General features: G+C 40.8%; 18 protein-coding genes. 8 read left to right on the forward strand and 10 right to left on the reverse strand.

Going from position 1 to position 19,968, the window contains the following annotated elements; genetic code table 11:
- Window positions 1-44: 44 nt before the first annotated feature.
- From FTU83_RS04635 to FTU83_RS04650, 4 genes are all read right to left on the reverse strand, one after another.
- Complete coding sequence (locus FTU83_RS04635) at window positions 45-428, reverse strand: transposase (protein ID WP_180105790.1); 384 nt, start codon at window positions 426-428, stop codon at window positions 45-47.
- 192 nt (window positions 429-620) lie between these two features.
- Window positions 621-2,084: an amino acid permease gene (locus FTU83_RS04640; protein ID WP_180005021.1), complete on the reverse strand. Its 1,464-nt coding sequence runs from the start codon at window positions 2,082-2,084 to the stop codon at window positions 621-623.
- Window positions 2,084-3,118, reverse strand: a complete 1,035-nt coding sequence (locus FTU83_RS04645; protein WP_168378529.1) for a methyltransferase — start codon at window positions 3,116-3,118, stop codon at window positions 2,084-2,086. Before FTU83_RS04645 ends, FTU83_RS04640 begins: the two co-directional genes overlap by 1 nt.
- Window positions 3,119-3,184: 66 nt before the next feature.
- A complete protein-coding gene (locus FTU83_RS04650; protein WP_078191151.1) occupies window positions 3,185-4,555 on the reverse strand; it encodes a uracil-xanthine permease family protein in 1,371 nt (456 codons plus the stop codon).
- 173 nt (window positions 4,556-4,728) lie between these two features.
- Here FTU83_RS04650 and typA point away from each other — a divergent pair, with 173 nt between their 5' ends.
- Together typA and mscL are read left to right on the forward strand one after the other, a co-directional pair.
- On the forward strand, window positions 4,729-6,564 hold the full coding sequence (typA, locus tag FTU83_RS04655) for a translational GTPase TypA (protein WP_180008500.1): 1,836 nt from the start codon (window positions 4,729-4,731) through the stop codon (window positions 6,562-6,564).
- A 290-nt stretch (window positions 6,565-6,854) separates the two neighbouring features.
- Window positions 6,855-7,286 (forward strand): large conductance mechanosensitive channel protein MscL, encoded by a 432-nt coding sequence (mscL, locus tag FTU83_RS04660; protein WP_078192339.1) that lies wholly within the window; start codon window positions 6,855-6,857, stop codon window positions 7,284-7,286.
- A 38-nt stretch (window positions 7,287-7,324) separates the two neighbouring features.
- Here mscL and FTU83_RS04665 read toward each other — a convergent pair whose 3' ends face one another.
- From FTU83_RS04665 to mutM, 3 genes are all read right to left on the reverse strand, one after another.
- On the reverse strand, window positions 7,325-7,699 hold the full coding sequence (locus tag FTU83_RS04665; RefSeq protein WP_005007840.1) for a hypothetical protein: 375 nt from the start codon (window positions 7,697-7,699) through the stop codon (window positions 7,325-7,327).
- 197 nt (window positions 7,700-7,896) lie between these two features.
- Complete coding sequence (locus FTU83_RS04670) at window positions 7,897-8,175, reverse strand: peptidylprolyl isomerase (protein WP_078192338.1); 279 nt, start codon at window positions 8,173-8,175, stop codon at window positions 7,897-7,899.
- The gene (mutM, locus tag FTU83_RS04675) at window positions 8,172-9,026 is read right to left on the reverse strand and encodes a bifunctional DNA-formamidopyrimidine glycosylase/DNA-(apurinic or apyrimidinic site) lyase (RefSeq protein WP_180008496.1); all 855 of its coding nucleotides are present in this window, start codon (window positions 9,024-9,026) and stop codon (window positions 8,172-8,174) included. The genes FTU83_RS04670 and mutM overlap by 4 nt, the downstream gene beginning before the upstream one ends.
- Window positions 9,027-9,415: 389 nt before the next feature.
- Here mutM and FTU83_RS04680 point away from each other — a divergent pair, with 389 nt between their 5' ends.
- From FTU83_RS04680 to FTU83_RS04695, 4 genes are all read left to right on the forward strand, one after another.
- Complete coding sequence (locus FTU83_RS04680; RefSeq protein ID WP_180008494.1) at window positions 9,416-10,669, forward strand: carbohydrate porin; 1,254 nt, start codon at window positions 9,416-9,418, stop codon at window positions 10,667-10,669.
- An 18-nt stretch (window positions 10,670-10,687) separates the two neighbouring features.
- The gene (locus tag FTU83_RS04685) at window positions 10,688-12,829 is read left to right on the forward strand and encodes a TonB-dependent receptor (protein ID WP_180105791.1); all 2,142 of its coding nucleotides are present in this window, start codon (window positions 10,688-10,690) and stop codon (window positions 12,827-12,829) included.
- A 12-nt stretch (window positions 12,830-12,841) separates the two neighbouring features.
- Window positions 12,842-13,957: an NADH:flavin oxidoreductase/NADH oxidase gene (locus tag FTU83_RS04690; RefSeq protein ID WP_180105792.1), complete on the forward strand. Its 1,116-nt coding sequence runs from the start codon at window positions 12,842-12,844 to the stop codon at window positions 13,955-13,957.
- 77 nt (window positions 13,958-14,034) lie between these two features.
- Entirely contained in the window at window positions 14,035-14,964 is a 930-nt protein-coding gene (locus FTU83_RS04695; RefSeq protein ID WP_180105793.1) for an AEC family transporter, read from the forward strand.
- A 72-nt stretch (window positions 14,965-15,036) separates the two neighbouring features.
- Here FTU83_RS04695 and FTU83_RS04700 read toward each other — a convergent pair whose 3' ends face one another.
- Window positions 15,037-15,843: a tetratricopeptide repeat protein gene (locus tag FTU83_RS04700; RefSeq protein WP_180027264.1), complete on the reverse strand. Its 807-nt coding sequence runs from the start codon at window positions 15,841-15,843 to the stop codon at window positions 15,037-15,039.
- A gap of 249 nt (window positions 15,844-16,092) precedes the next feature.
- Here FTU83_RS04700 and FTU83_RS04705 point away from each other — a divergent pair, with 249 nt between their 5' ends.
- Window positions 16,093-16,338 (forward strand): hypothetical protein, encoded by a 246-nt coding sequence (locus FTU83_RS04705; protein ID WP_078191141.1) that lies wholly within the window; start codon window positions 16,093-16,095, stop codon window positions 16,336-16,338.
- A gap of 208 nt (window positions 16,339-16,546) precedes the next feature.
- Window positions 16,547-17,728, forward strand: coding sequence for a sorbosone dehydrogenase family protein (locus FTU83_RS04710; protein ID WP_180105794.1), 1,182 nt, complete (start codon window positions 16,547-16,549; stop codon window positions 17,726-17,728).
- An 83-nt stretch (window positions 17,729-17,811) separates the two neighbouring features.
- Here FTU83_RS04710 and FTU83_RS04715 read toward each other — a convergent pair whose 3' ends face one another.
- Both FTU83_RS04715 and FTU83_RS04720 read right to left on the reverse strand, forming a co-directional pair.
- On the reverse strand, window positions 17,812-19,062 hold the full coding sequence (locus FTU83_RS04715; protein ID WP_180105795.1) for a YgcG family protein: 1,251 nt from the start codon (window positions 19,060-19,062) through the stop codon (window positions 17,812-17,814).
- A gap of 99 nt (window positions 19,063-19,161) precedes the next feature.
- Complete coding sequence (locus tag FTU83_RS04720; protein WP_257222522.1) at window positions 19,162-19,887, reverse strand: folate-binding protein YgfZ; 726 nt, start codon at window positions 19,885-19,887, stop codon at window positions 19,162-19,164.
- Window positions 19,888-19,968 lie beyond the last annotated feature (81 nt).

The following is a 19,968-nucleotide window of genomic DNA, read 5'->3' on the forward strand; positions in this document are numbered from 1 at the left end:
CATGTCCATGGGCTGAGTAGACAACCAGATTTCATCAATGCGGATCATGTTGCAAGTGCCTTGAGTAATTCTGCTAAAGCAGATATTTCTGATACTTGCCATTTCAAGCCAATTTCTGCTTTTGAGTTGGGTAAAGTAATTTGAACTTTTAACATGTCAGTAGGAGTAGGATCTAATGGTGCAGAGCAAGATAAGGCAATAAATGCAGGTTTATTCGGTAGTGGTGTGCGATCACTCCCTGGCTTAGCATCAATTAAGCGAATCCATTTGGATACAAGATTTGTATTCAATCCATGTTGCAAAGCGACTGAAGCAATTGAAACGTCCGGTGCTTTACAAGCCTGAACGATCTGCTGTTTAAATTCAGCACTGTATGTTCTTCGTTTTTTCGCAAGAGATGCGATGGATGTCTGATGATTTGTAGTCATAAATTTAAGTCCCCACTTGTTTCTAAGTGGGGACTAAATTAAGGCTTATAGGATGAATTCATAAGGTGTGTTCAGCGGACGCTTACCTTTAAATAGACACTAAGCATTTTGTTAAAGCGTGAATGTATTGAGATACAATTTTAGCCATAAAAAAGCAGCCCTGAAGCTGCTTATTTTTATTCAATGATCACATTATTCTTGATCAACTTTCATTGGTTTTACATCCATTTCTTGATAGGAAACCAACTTAGTTTTGTGTTTCCACTTATAACCGAACCAAATGGCAAGGAATAAGAAAATACCAATATAGGTAGAAACAACGGCCAACCACTCACCATCTAAAACGGCTTGATAGTTCTGACCAAGGACCACGATGGCACACAAAATAAAGGCAAACCACGGTGCAAATGGGAAGAATTTTGCACGGTAAGCAAGATCTTCCAATTTATTGCCTTGAGCCAAGTAGCCTTTACGGAAGCGATAATGTGAAACTGCAATACCGAGCCACACAATAAAGCCACACATACCTGACATGTTCAGTAACCAGTTAAAGACCGCTTGTTCACCGATAAATGTGGTTAAGAAGCACAGTGCCGCAATCGCTGTAGTTGCATAAAGTGCATTCATTGGTACGCCACGTGCATCTAAGCGACCAAAGACTTTCGGCGCACTGCCTTTACGTGCCATATCAAACAGCATACGGGTAGAGGAGTACATACCAGAGTTACCCGCTGATAAAATCGCAGTCAAGATCACCGCATTCATCACCGATGCAGCAAAGGCAAAACCTGCTTTTTCATACAGTAAGGTAAATGGTGATAGTGCAATATTTTCAGTAGATGCTGCTTGTAATAAACGTGGGTCATCATAGGCAATAAGAGTGCCGATAATGAAAATACACACGATATAAAACAACAAGATACGCCAGAAAATTTGCTTGATGGCAATAGGAATGGTCTTTTCAGGATCTTTCGATTCACCTGCAGCCACACCAACCATTTCAGTCCCTTGGAAAGAGAAACCGGCAATCATGGCGACACCAATCAAGGCAGATAAACCACCGACAAATGGGGCTTCACCCTTGCTCCAGTTGGCAAATGTTTCTACACCCGGTGTCAGCATGATTTTGCCAATCATAAACAGACCGATAATGATAAAGGCAACAATTGCGAGCACTTTAACAAGCGAGAAGAAGAATTCAGATTCACCAAAGCCTTTTACGGTCAGCGCATTAATGGCAAAGACGATTGCGAGGAAAATCGCACTCCAGTAAAAGCCCGGAATATCTGGAAACCAGAATTTCATAATGAATTGGACTGCGACCAATTCAAATGCCACGGTAATCGCCCAGTTGTACCAATAGTTCCAACCCAAAGCGAAGCCGAAACCGCCCTCGACATATTTGGTGCCGTAGGTAAAGAATGCACCCGAAGTTGGGTTATGTGTTGCAAGCTCACCTAAACTGGTCATCAAGAAGTAAATCATGATACCAATTAAGCAGTATGCGAGCAGGGCGCCACCCGGGCCTGCATTGGCAATGGTTGCACCTGAGGCAAGGAATAAACCTGTACCAATTGATCCACCAATTGCAATCATGTTGAGATGGCGAGCACCCAACTTACGCTGAAGCTGAGCTGGTTTTTGAGTTTCGCTCATCATTGTTCCTTAAGATTTTTTTGCGTGCTCGCAAACAAGACTTTAAATCCTTGTTGGTCGGCTTTGATTGTACATTGACCATAATGCTGCTCAATTAAAGTCGGATAATTGAGGAATCGGTTGGCAACAATCCAAAGCTCACCCCCAGACTTCAAATGTCTGCGCGAAGTTTTGCATAGATTTTCACTGGCATTGTAGTCGGTTTGAATCCCTTGATGGAAGGGTGGATTGCTGACTATGGCATGTAAAAATAGTGGTGCATCCTCGATTCCTGTGACCGCTTTAATTTCAAGTTGTTCAGGTTCAAGCAAATTTTGTTCAAATGTCATTTGTGTAGACGCCAGTGCAAAGGCATCTACATCCATGGCAAAAATACGATTTTTAGGATTCAGTTTGGCTAAATATGCACTGATAACACCCGCTCCACAGCCAAAATCAGCAATTTTGCCCGAAGTCATCTGTGATAAATAAGGCAATAAGGTAGCCGTACCCACATCTAAACGGTTCTGGCTAAAGACACCCGGCAGTGCGCAAATCGTAAGCTCACCATTTGGGGTTTCAACTGGATATTTTTGCACCCAATCTTGCAGTGGCTTCAGTGTGACAGTTTTTTCCAATAGGGTTTGCCACATTTGACAGTGACGCGCGCTATCAATTTTTAGTGTTTTACCAAAGGGCTGTAATTGTTTTGCAGCGCGTTCAACACCGCCTTTTTTCTCACCCACGAGGAAAATAGATGCACCTTGAGCAAGATGACTTGCGACATTGTGTAATAAATAATTTAGCAGTTCTTTTGATTTCGGAACAAAAATAACCGCTTGATCAAACTGACCTTCAGGAAAATCGACACCAAAATGGACGTTTGACTGTTGATTTTGAAAGTACTGAAAATCATTAAAATTCCAGCACCAAATCGATGGCTTAATATTGTCATTCAATTGACTGAGTAAGTCATCTGTCGGTGCATTTACGAAAAGCACGCGATCTTGTAATAAATCGATCTGTCGTATAACGACTTCACTTGTGAGATCCATAGATTTCTCCATCATAAAAAACACTGCCTAGGGCGGAACCTAGGCAGTGTTCTTTGACAAATGAACTTACTTCTTCACTTCAGGAAGAACAATATTCAAAATAAGGGCAGCGATACCACCAGTGGCAACGCCTGAACTGAAGATATTACGGAACAATTCAGGAAGATGTTCAAGGATTTGTGGTACTTGTGCAACACCTAGACCCAATGCCAATGAAATCGCAATGATTAATAGTGCGCGGCGGTCTAAATGAATGCCTGACAAGATATTGATACCCGAGGCTGCTACAGCACCAAACATTACCATCACAGCACCACCAAGCACGGCTTGTGGAACCGCTTGAATGACACCTGCTACAGCAGGAAGTAAGCCTAAAATAACCAAAAGGGCAGCAATCCAAATGCCCACATAGCGGCTTGCAACACCTGTTAACTGAATGACACCGTTGTTTTGCGCAAATACAGAACTTGGGAACGTGTTAAAGATACCGGCAAGGAATGAGTTTGCACCATTCACCAATACACCACCTTTAATACGCTTCATCCATTCAGGACCATCTACAGCTTGATTTGAAAGCTTAGAAGTCGCGGTAATATCACCAATCGCTTCCAAGGATGTCACAAGGTAGATAAATGCCATTGGAATGAACAAGCTCCAAGAGAAGCTTAAGCCAAAGTGCATCGGTGTTGGAATTTGAACCAGTGGCGCATCTTTTAAGCCATCAAAGTTTAAATGTCCCATAAAGCCTGCAAGGATGTAACCGACGACCAAAGCAATCAGGATGGCAGAACTCTTTACCCATGTAATACGTACACGGTTCAGTAAAATGATAAGTGCCAAAACGGTACAAGACATGATGAGGTTGTCTGCATTGGCAAATGTTTTATCGCCCATGGCTTGATAACCACCACCCATGCTGATCAGGCCTTCTTTAATTAAAGTCAGACCAATCAATAACACCACGATACCTGTTACCAATGGAGTGATCAGTTTTTTCACCCACGGTAAGATCCGTGATACGCCCATTTCAATGAATGAACCCGCGATCACCACACCAAAGATAGATGCCATCACTGCTTCTACAGGTGTACCTGCCGCAACCATTGCAGAACCAATACCGATAATAGGACCAATAAAGTTAAAGCTGGTTCCTTGTACAATCAGTAGACCTGCACCAAATGGACCGACTTTTTTACATTGTAAAAAGGTTGCGATACCAGAGATCACCAATGACATCGAAAGAATCATATTGGTGTCTTCTTTTGACACACCAAGTGCCAAACAGATCAGCAGACCCGGCGTCACAATTGGGACAATAATGGCCAATAAATGTTGAAACGCAGCGAGGAAAGCAATAAAAGGTTTTGGTCGATCATTCAATCCATAGACTAAATCGAGTTGATCTTTTGCTTCGGGAGATTGGTTTAAATCAGACATGCGGCACTGAAAATTAAGGCTAGGTGGCGCTATTCTAATCTGTTTACACAGCTTTACAAAACCAAAAGCGTGCCAGTCGTCAAAAAAAATGCGATTGTCAATAAACTGTCACTACTAAAATCTATATTTTTTCTGTATAATTTGCCCTCAAACTTTAGGCGTATCGAATTCACATGTCAGATATTAAAACTCTCCGTAACATTGCCATCATCGCGCACGTCGACCATGGTAAAACTACTCTTGTAGACAAACTTTTACAGCAATCAGGTGCTCTTGGCGATCGCGCAGGCGAGATCGAACGTGTAATGGATTCGGGCGCTATTGAAAGCGAACGTGGTATTACCATTCTTGCAAAAAACACTGCAATCAAATGGTTAGACAAACGTACTGATACTGAATACCGTATCAATATCGTGGACACCCCGGGACACGCCGACTTCGGTGGTGAAGTAGAACGTGTAATGTCAATGGTTGACTGCGTACTTCTTCTTGTTGACTCTCAAGAAGGCCCAATGCCACAAACTCGTTTCGTAACGCAAAAAGCGTTCGCACGTGGTTTGAAACCAATCGTAATTATTAACAAAGTCGACAAGCCAAACGCTCGTCCAGACTGGGTAATTGACCAAGTATTCGATTTGTTCGACAACCTTGGTGGTTCTGACGAACAGTTAGACTTCCCAGTTGTATATGCTTCAGGTCTTCGTGGTGTGGCTGGTCCATCTCCAGAAGAACTTGCTGAAGACATGACTCCATTGTTCGAAACAATTGTAGACATCGTTGAACCACCAGCGGTTGACGTTGACGGTCCATTCCAAATGCAAGTGTCTTCACTTGACTATAACAGCTTCGTAGGTGTTATCGGTGTTGGTCGTATTCAACGTGGTTCAGTGAAATTAAACACTCCTGTAACTGTAATCGACAAAGACGGTAAAACACGTAACGGTCGTATCTTAAAAATCATGGGTTACCATGGTTTAGAGCGTATCGATGTTGAATCAGCTTCTGCTGGTGACATCGTTTGTGTAACGGGTATTGATGAACTTCATATCTCTGACACAATCTGTGATCCAAAAGCAGTTGAAGCTTTACCTGCACTTTCTGTAGACGAACCTACAGTATCGATGACTTTCCAAGTAAACAACTCACCGTTTGCTGGTAAAGAAGGTAAATTCGTAACTTCACGTAATATCCGTGAACGTCTAGATCGCGAATTGATTCACAACGTAGCATTACGTGTTGAAGATACTGACAGTCCTGACCGTTTCAAAGTATCTGGTCGTGGTGAGCTTCACCTTTCAGTTCTTATTGAAAACATGCGTCGTGAAGGCTTCGAAATGGGCGTATCACGTCCACAAGTAATCATCAAAGAAATTGATGGTGAAAAACAAGAGCCATACGAAAACGTAACGTTTGACGTTGAAGAGCAGCACCAAGGCGCTGTAATGGAACAAATGGGTCACCGTAAAGGTGAAATGACCAATATGGAAGTTGACGGTAAAGGCCGTATCCGTATTGAAGCAACAGTTCCTTCACGTGGTTTGATTGGTTTCCGTTCTGAATTCTTAACTATGACTTCAGGTACAGGTATCATGACTTCAAGCTTCTCGCACTACGGTCCTATGAAACAAGGTACTGTGGCGAAACGTCAAAACGGTGTGTTGATTTCTATGGTTCAAGGTACTTGCTTGGGCTATGCGCTATTCAGCTTACAAGACCGTGGCCGTCTATTCGCTAAACCTCAGTTAGAAGTTTATGAAGGTATGATCGTTGGTATTAACTCGCGTTCAGACGACATGACTGTTAACCCAACTAAAGCGAAACAGTTAACTAACGTACGTGCTTCAGGTACTGATGATGCGTTGACTCTTGTTCCGCACATTGAATTTACGCTTGAACAAGCGCTTGAATTCATTGAAGATGACGAATTAGTTGAAGTAACTCCTAAGTCAATTCGTATCCGTAAACGCTGGTTGACTGAAAACGAACGTAAACGTAACCGTAACGGTTAATTTTACAGTTTCAAAAAAACCGCTGACTTAGGTTAGCGGTTTTTTTATGCATGGGTGTTTTGAATAAAAATGCAAAAATTGAATGACTTTATTCATTTAATTCGACATGTATAATTTTGATAAATCCTTTTTAATAGAATGTATTACCAAAATCAAAAATGTTTTGTGTGAATTTTTATACATGGTATTTAGAATCTAATATAAACCAAGTAAATTAGGTGGAAATAGTTATACAGATATAATGTATACTTCGTCACAAAATTAAAGCTGAAAAAATTTCTGGAGATCACATGAGTATTATTCAAGAATTTAGAGAATTTGCCGTAAAAGGCAACGTGATGGACTTGGCTGTAGGTGTCATCATTGGTGGTGCTTTCGGTAAAATCATCGATTCCATGGTAAAAGACATTATCATGCCTTTTATTTCTTGGATCCTTGGTGGTGACGTTGATTATTCAAATTGGTTCTTAGTATTGGGCGATAATCCAAATAACCTCACCACGCTCAAAGCAGCACAGGATGCAGGCCTTAATGTGTTGGCTTACGGTAACTTCTTAACTATCTTAATCAACTTCTTGCTTTTGGCATGGGTCGTATTCTGGTTAGTGAAATTGATGAACAAATTGCGCCGTCAAAAAGTTGAAGAGCCAGCTCCAGAGGCGACTCCAGAAGATATCGAATTACTTCGTGAAATTCGTGATGAATTAAAACGTAAAGGTTAATCCTTTAGCAGTGAAAACGGCGCTTAAAGCGCCGTTTTTTATTGTGAATTTTGTTGAGGCGTCATTTTCATAAACTTAGGTTCTGATGTCGAAAAAACAATGCCATTTCGAATGCCTGTAAATACTTCATTTGCTTCTTCAGGTGATTCGGGTGCGCAGGCTTGTTGACCTAATATAAATAAGACTAAAGGGTGATTTTTGGATAATTTGCTAATTTGCTGTATCGCATCATACCATTTTGATTCATCGTTACGATTCCCATCTAAATCTAGTGCCAACTGGACTTCACCATGAGGGTTCATATCTTGATCATCATATAATGCTTGGATAAGTGCATGCTTTCGTTCACCTCGAATGATTGTAAAATCTGTTGTATCGACAGTGCCAAGACGAAAATAGTTGTAATAGCCCAATGGAATGTCCTTTATTTATTATTAAGTAGAATTGATTTAGTGCAATGTTATCTGGTTGCTATGATTTATATTATATGATTGAAAACCGCCAGCCAATGTTCTGAACGATTGAAAAAAATACTGGGATTATGTGCTTTAAGATGAAAAGCACATATTCGCGATATACTCGTTATAGCATGTTCAATGTGGGTGCTATGTTACATCCGAAACTTAATTTCTAATAAATGCCAGCCAAATTGGCTTTTGATCGGACCATGCAGTTCACGTTCGGGTAGGGTAAATACCGCCTTATCAATTGGACCAACCAGTTGGCCTTTTTTAATGTCGCCAAGCTCACCGCCTTTTTTACCCGAAGGGCATGTCGAATGCTGCTTTGCAATTTTGGCAAAGTCCGCACCGCCTTTGATTTTCTTTTTCAGTTGCTCACATAGTTCTTTATCTTTGACTAATATGTGGCGAACAATCGCAGACTTCATGCTTTATTTCCTTTCACGGTTTTCTTAGTCAGCATTTTAACCTTTTTTAAAGGCTGACACTCTGGGCAAAACACCGATGCACGTTGCCCTAGTTTGATATTGTGCAAGATGGTTTCACAGTTGATGCACATTTCACCGGCACGTCCGTAGGCGAGCAGAGTTTGTTGGAAATAACCATTTTCGCCCATCGCATTGGTGTAATCACGTAACGTCGAACCGCCTAAATCAATTGCCTGTTTTAAAATACGTTTGATTTCGATGACCATTTTTTCAACTTGTTCAAAACTCAAACTTGATGCAGGCTGCGCAGGGTGTATGCCTAAGTTAAATAAGCTTTCCGTTGCATAGATATTGCCCACACCGACTACGATGTGATTGTCCATGATCGATACTTTGATACTGGTCTGCTTATTTTTAAATTTTTGGAATAAGTATTCAGCATTAAAGTCATCACTCAGCGGTTCAGGGCCAAGCGTGTCAATCAGTTTGCTTTGAGATGATGCATCTAACCATAAAATACAGCCAAAACGGCGTGGATCGTGATAGCGTAATTGCATATCTTCAAAATGAATCACCAGATGATCATGCTTTCGTAATGCTTCATGACCTTCACAAATCCGAAAACTGCCAGACATGCCCAAATGCCACAACATGCTGTCCTGTTCAAATTCAGCCAAAATATATTTTGATCGACGGCTGAGCTGAAGCAGCTTTTGTCCGACGAGTTTTTGAATGTCGTCAGGAATAGGCCAACGCAGGCTCGACTGAAAAACCTCAACTTTGAGAACCTTTTCATTCAATAATGGCAATAAACTGGTTTTAGTGGTTTCTACTTCTGGTAATTCAGGCATAAAAGTCGAAGCAATGGATCATTCAAGTTATGCATACTATTGGGTCTAGCCCTACATAATGCAAGTTTCATCGCGGCCTAAGGGAGTGTATGAATAGGTTATTGATTATTAATTGTGAGAATAATAAACCAACAAGTCACAATAATGAGTTTGAAAAAGCGATCAGAAGTTAAACAATTGAATTAATAGATATATAAGATATTGAAAAATAATCACTAAAAATATTACATAACAATAGATTTATTTAAAGTCACTTATTGATAAATTAAAGTTTTGTGAATGATAAAAATAATGCTGAGATAGAACGTGAAAAATTATGTAATTTTTGTGACATTAGATTTCAAGCCATGTGGCTTGTCTAGAGACTCTCTCCAGATTTAGGTTTTACCATGAAAAAATACAGTCTAGCTCTTCTACCTGCATTTGTTGCAGCAGCCATGACACATGTTCACGCCGCAGAAGCATTCGACACTAAAGATCAGTACATGCTCGGGGATTGGGATGGTAAACGTAACGAACTTGCACAACAAGGTGTGAAGTTTGAGGCCAATATTGCTGCTGATGCTGCCTATCTTGCCGATGGCGGTCGTAATCCGGGACATTCAGCAACGGTAGCCAGCCAATTGTGGTTAGGTACACAGCTTGATATGGAAAAACTTGCAGGTTGGGATGGCGTGACTGTGCGTGCTGTAATGACTGCTCGTCAAGGTCAAAGTACCTCAGTTCGTGATTTGCAAGGGGATGTTCCTCAATTGGCAAATGCACAAGCCAATTTTGGTCGTGGTAATCAGAAAACTCGCTTATCTGAACTGTCTATTGAAAAGCAATTTAAACAGCAAGGCTTAAGCATTAAAGCAGGCCGTTTAGGTTTGGGCATGGACTTTAACGTGATGGGCTGTGACTTTGCCAGTACTGCGTTTTGCGCTGCGCAAATGGGTAAATGGCAAGGCAATATTTGGATGAATACCCCAGTTTCACAGTGGGGCGCACGTGTGAAGCAAGAGCTTAGCCCAGAACTTGCTGTACAAGCGGGTGTGTATGAATACAACCCTGAAAATGCTTTGGAACGCCATGGTTGGAATTTGGATACCGATGATGCCGATGGTGTAACTATTCCTGTAGAAATCATTTGGACACCGAAAGCATTGGTGAATGGCTTACCGGGCAGCTACCGCTTTGGTGCGATGTACAACACTGCAGATAATGTAAAAAATCAAAAAGACATTATTTCGGGTGAAGCTGAAGATCGTACCTTTGGTGGTTGGGTAGCGATTGAGCAACAGTTAACGTCTACAGGTGAAGGCAAACGTGGTTTGCATAGCTTTGCCAATTTTACTTGGCATGATCGTGTCACCACAAAAGTTGATAACTCACAGCAGTTGGGTTTGAAATACATTGGATTGGCCGATCGTTTACCTAACGATATGGTTGGCTTGGGCGTGAACCGTGTACATGTCAATGATCGACTTTCTGCTGAGAAATTTGATGCAAGTGCAGAATATAATGTCGAGTTGAACTATAGCCATAACCCGACGAAATGGTTGATGATTCGCCCTAGTTTACAATATGTGATTAACCCAGGCTCAACAAATCGAGTTGATGATGCTTTCCTAATTGGTTTAAGCTCTAAGGTAATCTTCTAATGTCAAAATAGGTGCTCTATGCAAAGTAAATTTAACGTCACATCATTTAAGACACATTTACTTTGCCTGACGGCATGTATTAGCCAACAGCTGTATGCAGAAACAGGTTCTACGGAACCTGTTTTACTTCCTGAGATTACCATTGAAGCACCACGAACCAATACCACGTGGTTAAAAACACCTGCATCGGTATACCGTGTACAGCAGGCTGAAAATAATAACAATACGGGTGTAAATCTGTCCGAAACCTTAAAAGGTGTGCCCGGCCTGCAACTGAATAACCGTGAAAACTACGCACAAGACTTGCAACTGTCTATGCGAGGCTTTGGCGCACGTTCAACATTTGGTGTGCGTGGTATCCGTTTATATGTTGATGGAATCCCTGCGACCATGCCGGATGGTCAGGGACAGACGTCAAATATCGATATGAGTAGCTTAAATCATATCGAGGTATTGGGCGGGCCATTTTCCTCTTTATATGGTAACTCTTCGGGTGGGGCGATTTTAACAACGACCAAGCAAGGTACTGGAAAAGACTCCATCGAACTCGGCTATTCAGGCGGCAGTCATAATAAAAGCCGTGCTGATATTGTGCTGCAAGGTGGCTCAGAACAGGCCAATGAACCTAGTTATGTTGTGAGTTCTTCTTATTTTGAAACCGATGGCTACCGTGATCATAGTGCTGCAAATAAGGTACTCAGCAATGCAAAACTGACGTGGGATTTGGATGATGGTTCCAAGGTCAATTGGATTGTGAATCATGTGGATATCAATGCCGATGATCCACAAGGTCTGAATCGGGAGCAATTGCGTCAAAATCCGAAACAAGTTAATGATGCCAATAATACTTATGATGTACGTAAGGAAATTAGCCAAACTCAAACTGGGTTGACGTGGAAAAAACCATTGAATGATCAGCATGAACTTAATGCAATGGTATATATGGGGCAACGTGATGTGGTGCAGTATCAGTCCATCCCCAAAAATCCACAAAATAATGCGCGCCATGCAGGTGGTGTGATTGATTTTAGCCGTGATTATTATGGAACAGATATTCGCTGGACAGGCAAAGACCTCTTGCCGAATACGCGTTTTACTGCAGGCCTTGCCTTTGATTATATGGATGAAGACCGTAAGGGCTATGAAAATTTTGATGCCAATGGAAATTTTGGCAAGAAAGGCAATATTCGTCGAAATGAAAATAACACCTTGTGGAATTTAGACCCCTATGTCCAAGCTTCGTGGAATTTTTTACCCAATTGGACTTTAGATACAGGGCTACGATATAGCAATGTTCATTATGAATCTGACGATAAATATGTCGTGGGTTTAAATAAGGATGACAGCGGTAAAACTGACTATGACAAAGTTTTACCTTCAGCAGCAGTAAGCTGGAATATTGCGCCTCAACTGAATGCCTATGTCAGTTATGCCAAAGGTTTTGAAACACCGACCTTTACAGAAATGGCCTATTCTAAAGATGACGGCATGAATTTTGATTTAAAACCGGCCAGTAGCGATAACTACGAGCTTGGGCTTAAATCACAAAATGCATGGGGGAATTTCACGGCAGCATTGTTCCAAAGCAAAACTCAAGATGACATCGTCTCTGCTGGGACAGAGGAAGGGCGTGCAACCTATAGAAATGCCGATAAAACCTTACGTGAAGGTGTTGAGCTTTCATGGAATAAACAGCTATGGCGAGATTTAAGTGCGCAAGCAAGTTACAGTTATATCGATGCCACATTTGATGCTTTTGTTCCAGAAATACCGAATCCTGCAGATCCAGCGAAACCTAAAGCGTCATCTATTAGATCGGGTGCGAAAATTCCGGGTATTGCCAAAAACCAAGCGTTTGCCGCACTAAATTGGCAGCCAGATATTGGCTTTAATGCCGGCCTAGATGTTCGCTATATGGATAAAGTCTATGTCGATGATGCCAACAGTGATGCCGCGTCGAGCTATACCGTGGTTTCTGCCAACGCAGGTTATGTGTGGATACAAGCAGATTGGAAAGTCAAAACCTATGTACGTGCAGATAATTTGTTAGATGAGAACTATGTCGGATCAGTGATCGTCAATGATGGAAACGGACGCTTCTTTGAACCCGCGGATGGGGTGAATTGGAGTGCAGGATTAAGTGTGACCAAAGCCTTCTAAAAGGAGAGTGATGTGGCGTTGTTATTTCAACCAATTCAGTTTGGAACATTGGGGCTGAGTAATCGAATCGTGATTGCACCCATGTGTCAATATTCTGCCAATGAGCAAGGGGAGTTAAGCTATTGGCATGAGCAACAATGGGCGAATTATGCCTTGTCAGGTGCCGGACTTTGTATCGTCGAAGCAACGGCTGTACAGGCAGAGGGGCGCATTAGCTATGCAGACCTCGGCCTTTGGAATGATATGCAACGCGCACAGATGAAGGCACTATTGTCCAAGGTGAAATCACTTTCACCTATGCCATTTGCTATTCAACTGGCACATGCGGGTCGTAAGGCATCGACAGATAAACCTTGGGCAGGACGTGGACAATTACCCCCAGATCACCCTCAAGGATGGCAAACTGTTTCAGCAAGTGAGTTGCCCTTTAATGCCACAGATCATGCACCCCATGCTTTAAGCCGAGAAGAAATCCAGCAGATCATTCAAGACTTTGCCAATTCAGCAAAACGAGCGGTAGATGCAGGCTTTGACTTAATTGAGCTACATGCCGCACATGGTTATTTGCTGCATCAATTTATGTCGCCATTGTCGAATCGGCGTAGCGATGAATATGGTGGCAGTCTGGAAAATCGCATTCGGCTGACGCTTGAAGTGTTCCAAGCCATGAAAAATGCCGTTCCTGAAGATTATCCAATTGGGGTACGTATTTCCGCAACTGACTGGATGGAATATACTGAAGCACCGAGTTGGGATCTAGACTCGGCAATTGGCTTGTCAAAAGCGCTTGCACAACTAGGAACAGCCTATATTCATGTTTCTAGTGGCGGCTTAGATGTTGCGCAAAAAATTCAATTACAAGCCAGTTATCAAGTGCCTTTTGCTGAAGCCATTAAGCAAGCCGTTCAGGTTCCCGTAATTGCTGTGGGTTTAATTACCGAAGCAATGCAAGCCGAAGGCATCTTACAATATGGTATGGCAGATGCGATTGGTCTAGCTCGTGCAATTCAATATGACCCGCGTTGGCCATGGCATGCTGCTGCAGAACTCGGTGAAAATTTAAAAATTTCTCCGCAGTACTTACGCTGTCAGCCGCATGCACAAAGAAGTCAATTTACGGCTTTCTAATTTTCAAAATAGAGGTCCGATCTACACTCTCAGGTTGAGGGTGTGGATGGCTGAGTCTATTACACAGGATATTTCGTATGGTCTTTGAGGTGATTGGTCCAATCTTTTTTCTTTTGGCCTTGGGATATCTGTCTGTAAAATTTAGTTTATTGAGCAAAGAACAAGTTGGAACCATTGGCGCATTTGTGATTAAGATTGCACTGCCTGCTTTGTTTTTTCAGTCATTAGCTTCTAAAGATTTGCATCAAATTTGGTATCCCGGCTATTTCTTTGTTTATACCGGAGTCACGTTTTTACTGTATGGCATGGCCTATTGGCTATTGTCGACACATTTTAAAAATAATATGTCGCAAACAGCGGTACTGTCACTAGGCGCTGGCATGTCAAATACAGGCTTAATTGGCACTGCAGTGCTAAGCTTGTTGGTCGGTCAAAATGCGATGACCTATACCTCATTAATCGTCATCATTGAAAGTGTGCTACTGATTCCAACGGTGCTGGTCCTTGCACAATTAGGAAGTTCACAGCAAAAAGCCAATATTGGCGACATCATCAAAAATACCTTAATGACCCTGTTAAAAAATCCACTCTTTGCAGGGGTAATGTTAGGGATTGGATTTGCAATTTTCCAAATCCGTTTGCCTCATCAAATCAATGATGTACTAGCGATGTTAGGTCAAACGGCTTCACCACTGGCACTGTTTGCAATTGGTGGAGGGATTGTCGGTATGAGCTTAAAGTATGTGAATGCTCAGAGCTTCTATTTGGTGATTTCAAGCAACTTGGTGATGCCTTTACTGACTTATTTAGGCTTACGTTATTTGACCGATGTCAGCCAAGAGATGTTATATGCAGGGACGATTATTGCCGCATTACCGATGCCGACGATTTTTGCCATGCTAGGACAAGTGTATGGCTTAAATGAAAAGACCTTAACGCCTTTGTTGATGAGTACTATCTTGGGCTTTGTCGTAACAGGTGTATTAATCAGTCTGTGGTGGGCGTGATTTTGATCAGCTCAAGATTTGCTTAAACCCATGAAAAAGCCCTGCATGTGCAGGGCTTTTTTTAATGCTCAATTAACTCTTTTTCGCATTGGCTTTAGGTGCTTTGGCTTGTTCAGCAATCATTTTATCCACGGTTGCCAAAGATTCTTTGGCTTGCGGAATATTTTCTTTGGCTAATGCGCTAAATATTTTTTTAGCTTCAGGCAAATTTTGCGGGATGATATTGCCATTTACAAACATATTGCCCACTGCCATCAATGCAGGGACATAACCTTTTTTCGCTAACTCTTGAATGCTATTTAGACCTTGCTGAATAGGCTTTTCATTTTTAGCTTTAAAGCCAGCACTGATGTCATAAAGCGCTTTGGCATGAATCGCAGGGTAGTTGCCTTTTTTAATCAGCGGATCAAGTTTGCTGAGTGCCAATTTATCTGACTCAGGCTTATTTTCTGCAAAAAGTAAAATGGCATAGTCGATGGAGGCATCGTCAAACCCTGCCGAAGATGCGCGTTCTAAATATTGTTTGGCCTTATTGGTATCTTGTTTTAAGCTCAGTGTGCCCGTTGCATAATTTTTACCTAAAACATAGTTAGCAACTGGGTAACCTTTGGCTGCAGCCTGTTCATAGAGTTGGATGGCTTTTTTCTCATCCTTCGCTACGCCTTGACCTGTTTGAGTAAGATAGCCCAAATTATAAATGGCCTGAGCATTACCTTTTGCTGCAAGCTTGCTCAGTGTCTGGTAGGCACCATTCATATCTTTGGCCTTGACCATAGCTTCCACTTTAGCAAATTCAGGATCGACGGCATCTGTTTTAGTTTCAGCAAAAGCCAATTGAGCGCTCATTGCTATAATGCTTGCGAGTAGGATTTTTTTCATCTTGAAACCTTTTGTAAATCATACACATAATTCCGTTTATGTGTTTTGGTGGTTATTTTTGTCGGTTTTTACATCATAGGTAGATTTACGTAAATGTAAAGTGAGGAATTGTGATTTAAAGCGTTTTTATAAAATAATGTTGATTGCCCTTAGCGCTTTAAATGCCATGACTTTATTGCATCAAAAGCCTTTGCAAAAAAGCAGGACTCTGATTTAATCGCGCATTGTTATTTTCTCAGAGGCAGCGCGATGTTTATTAAAGGCATTAAACGCAATTACGATAAAATCAATGCAGATGAATCGATTGCAGATGAAGATAAAATAGATGCGCTTTTGATGAAACTGGGTGCAGAGTTTTTAGTCAGTAAAGAGGATCGGGTTTATATTTTCAAAAAAGGCGATTTAGAAGCTAAATTTGATGCCAAACATGCGCGCGCCTATCATTTTAAAGAATATGTATGCAAAGACATGAATAAGTTGTTTCATGGATTTTGATTAAAATCATGATTTAAAAACGAAGACGTGAGGGGGAATAAAGTTCCTCCTTATTTTTGACTGTTGTGTGCTGCAACAGCATATGTGATTTAAAAAAACCTTTCTTTTCAAAAGTATAATATTTTCTAAAAATATAAATTGAATAAAATAGATACAAGGCATCTATGATGAATATAGATATACATGATTCATTGAGATGTATTTAAATATGATAAAAATAAGCGCCATCTTGATCTTTAGTTTCGTCTGTTCAATGACCAGTTGGGCGCAACAACCCAAACTTGTACCGCATCCAATCCATTTAAAAAATGGCAAGCAGTTTTCATTAAATTTGCCTGCGCAGTATGAAATTATTCCTGCTGCCGAAGGTCTCAAATGTGTTCGTTTTTTTGCGCAAGCACCTGATCGCAGAATGCTTGTCACGGATATGTATGATCTAACAGATAATAAAAAAGGTACTGTATATATATTGGATGATTGGAATGCTGACACAGGTAAATTTGGCAAAATCATTCCTTATTTGACTGGTTTGAGAAATCCAAATTCAGTTCAGTTTTATACCGATGCTCAAGGACAGGATTGGCTCTATTTGGCAGAAACGCACCAACTGACACGGCAAAAATTCAACAAAGGAGAAACTCAGCCTTCGAGTAAGGCTGAAGTTTTAGCGACATTTCCTGATTATGGTTTGAGTTATAAATACGGCGGTTGGCATCTGACGCGGACGATTGCAGTCGGTGGAAATGGAAAGATTTATGTGTCGGTTGGCTCGAGTTGTAATGCGTGTGTAGAGAAAGAAAAAGTGCGAGCCTCAGTCATCGAGATGAATCCTGATGGTTCAGAGCAACGGATGTATGCGACAGGTTTACGTAACGCAGTTGGATTAAAATGGATCGGAAAATTTCTATTTGCAACCAATCAAGGTTCCGATCATTTGGGAAGTAAAAAGCCCGATGAAACTTTTTATGCGTTAAAGCGGGATGCCGATTATGGCTGGCCCGCATGTTATTCATGGCAGGGCAAAGTCTTGGCGGATTCTAAATTTAAACGTGCATCTGGCTGTAAAAATGTTCCATCGCCCTATGCTTATTTTCCTGCTCATTCCTCTGCATTGGGTTTTGATTATTTTGATGACCCTCATACCGATGCCACTATTAAAAATGCTTTTTTAGTGGCTTTGCATGGCTCTACCGACGAGGCGATTGGTCATGGCTATCAAATTGCAATGATGCGTAAAGGACAAAAACTTGAAACCTTTATGGATGGTTTTTTAGTCGGTAAAACGGTGTATGGGCGACCCGCAGATATTTATAAGATCGATGGAAAATCATTTTATTTTTCAGATGATCGGGCAGGAGTGATTTATTATGTGAGGGAAAAAAATGAGTGATATAAAAGCCAAAATTTTTAGGCTTTGGCTTTAAATGATTGGATTTTAAAAATTACGATTTAATCGCAACTTCGTTTTAGGTATTACCATGAACCCGAGGCGCCACCACCACCTGAGCTTCCTCCTGATTCTCTTGAAGAAGAGGAAGAACTACTTGAGCTGCTTCCTGATGAAGAACTGCTGCTTGACGATGAAGAGCTGTAACTAGAGGAAGAAGACTGACTTGATTCGTTCGTTCTATTGAAAGGATTTAAACGCTCATATTGTTCATCCAACATTTTTTGACGTGCTTTTTCTTGTAAATATTGATTATAAAAAGCAGTGAGATAGGTATTTTCAGTACCTGCTCTGAATCGATATAAAAACACTGCATATCTTAATAAAAGCAAAATAAAACAAGTGGTTATGGTTGTTAATATAATGAATGATATTTGAGGATAGAATTCGATGAAGTAAAAAATGCCGAAGCCAAATAAAGCAAAAATCTGAAGTGGTAAGCTGTATAAAATAGTTTTAAGTAACCTGTATTGTTCATTGAAGGGAAGAAATATAGTCAACATAAAAGGGGCATAAAGAGGAATAGATGCGCAAAGTAAAAATGCAATTTTTCCAAAATTTAAATAACCAAAAATCAAAAGATGAATAAAAATTTCAAAGATAAGGAGTCCAATAAAAGCACCTGAGGCACCATTAGTACCAAATTTAATAATCACTTTTGTGTAACACCAATAGAGTGGGATACACAATAAGAATGATAGAAATATTCCAGCTATTGTTTTTAGAATGTGATCTATTTTTTGATCTTCGTTTTTAGGTTTACCAAGAGTAATTGATTTATCTAGTAACTTTTTTTGTGTTTCTTTAAAGCCATTAAAATAGTCATTATTTTGGAAATTTGGAGCGAGGGTGTGTCGAATTATGCGCCCAGCTTCTAGATCAGTTAAATCTCCCTCTAAACCATAACCTACCTCGAACCGTATTTTACGATCATCTTTTGCAACCAAAAGTAGTAAGCCGTTATCGAGCTTTTCATTGCCAATTTTAAGTTTATTGAATATCTCAAGTGCATATTGATCAATAGCTTTTCCATTGGTCGAGGGAATCATCAAAATTTTAAAGTCGACATGCTTTTGCTGATAAAGCTGCTCGTTTTGCTTTTTTAACTGGGCAATTTCATCGCGGGAAAGCGAGTTGGTTTGATCGACCACATTGCTATTTTTTAGCTCTTCCAATACCGCTGAATTTATCTCGGCATAAATATTTGGTGATATAAAACAACTGAAGAGAATGAGGCAATTCAATAAGAAAAAGCGAAATGGGAAAGGGATGAGCATTTTTATAAATCTTTATATTTTGTTGTAATTTTAAATAGTAATCAGAATAAGAGCCAAACAACTTTTGTAATTTGGCTCTTATTTTCAAAATTAAGATGCTTAAGCAGGACGTGCCACATCACCATTTAATGCTTCAGGCAATGCTAAAACAGTCACATCTAACTCTTCTAAAGCTTCTGGGCGTGCCACAACTAAAGCTACATAACCATTTTCTACAGCCGCGCTATTTACCACTTGTACGCCTTTATTCAGCTGTTCGCCTTGTGCAGGCGCAGTTCCTGTGCCTGAAATTGCATGCAACCAAGCTTTTGGTTTTGCTTTAAACCATAAACGTGCAATCACTTCCTGACCCAAATAACAACCTTTGTCATAGTGGACGCCTTCACGCTGATGTAGACGTAACTCTTGCGGTTGGAACACATGTTCAATCGCTTGGTCAATATATGCCTGACCCGCTTGAATCGCTTGAATTTCCCATGCTGCAACATCCGTCGGTTCCGAAGCAAATGTCGTTTCATCACCGACTAAACTCGGAAAAACTGCACCAGTTTCTTCAAGTTTCATCTTAGAAAATGCACCAAATTTTTTAATATGTTTGGCAAATTCTTCGGCTTGATCTGCTGTAGTGACAATAGAAAAACTTTCAGCACTGTGTTTGGTGAGCCATAAACCAAAGTGAATACGGCCTTTGAGGTCGCAGATTGCGGTATAACGTGTTGCATTTTCTTCAAGGCGTTCAACATGCAAAGTCACTTGCCCTTGTAGAAATTTTTGTGCATCGACACCGTTGAGAGAAAAAGATGTGAATGCCATAGACGTTGTCATGACCAGCCTCAGTATAAATTTTAGATATCATTAATCATGTTATTTTGCAGCAAGCCGCAGTGTTAGGCAAACAAAAAGCCC

Origin of the sequence: Acinetobacter sp. YH12152 (assembly GCF_013418285.1) — a bacterium.
GTDB lineage: Bacteria > Pseudomonadota > Gammaproteobacteria > Pseudomonadales > Moraxellaceae > Acinetobacter > Acinetobacter amyesii.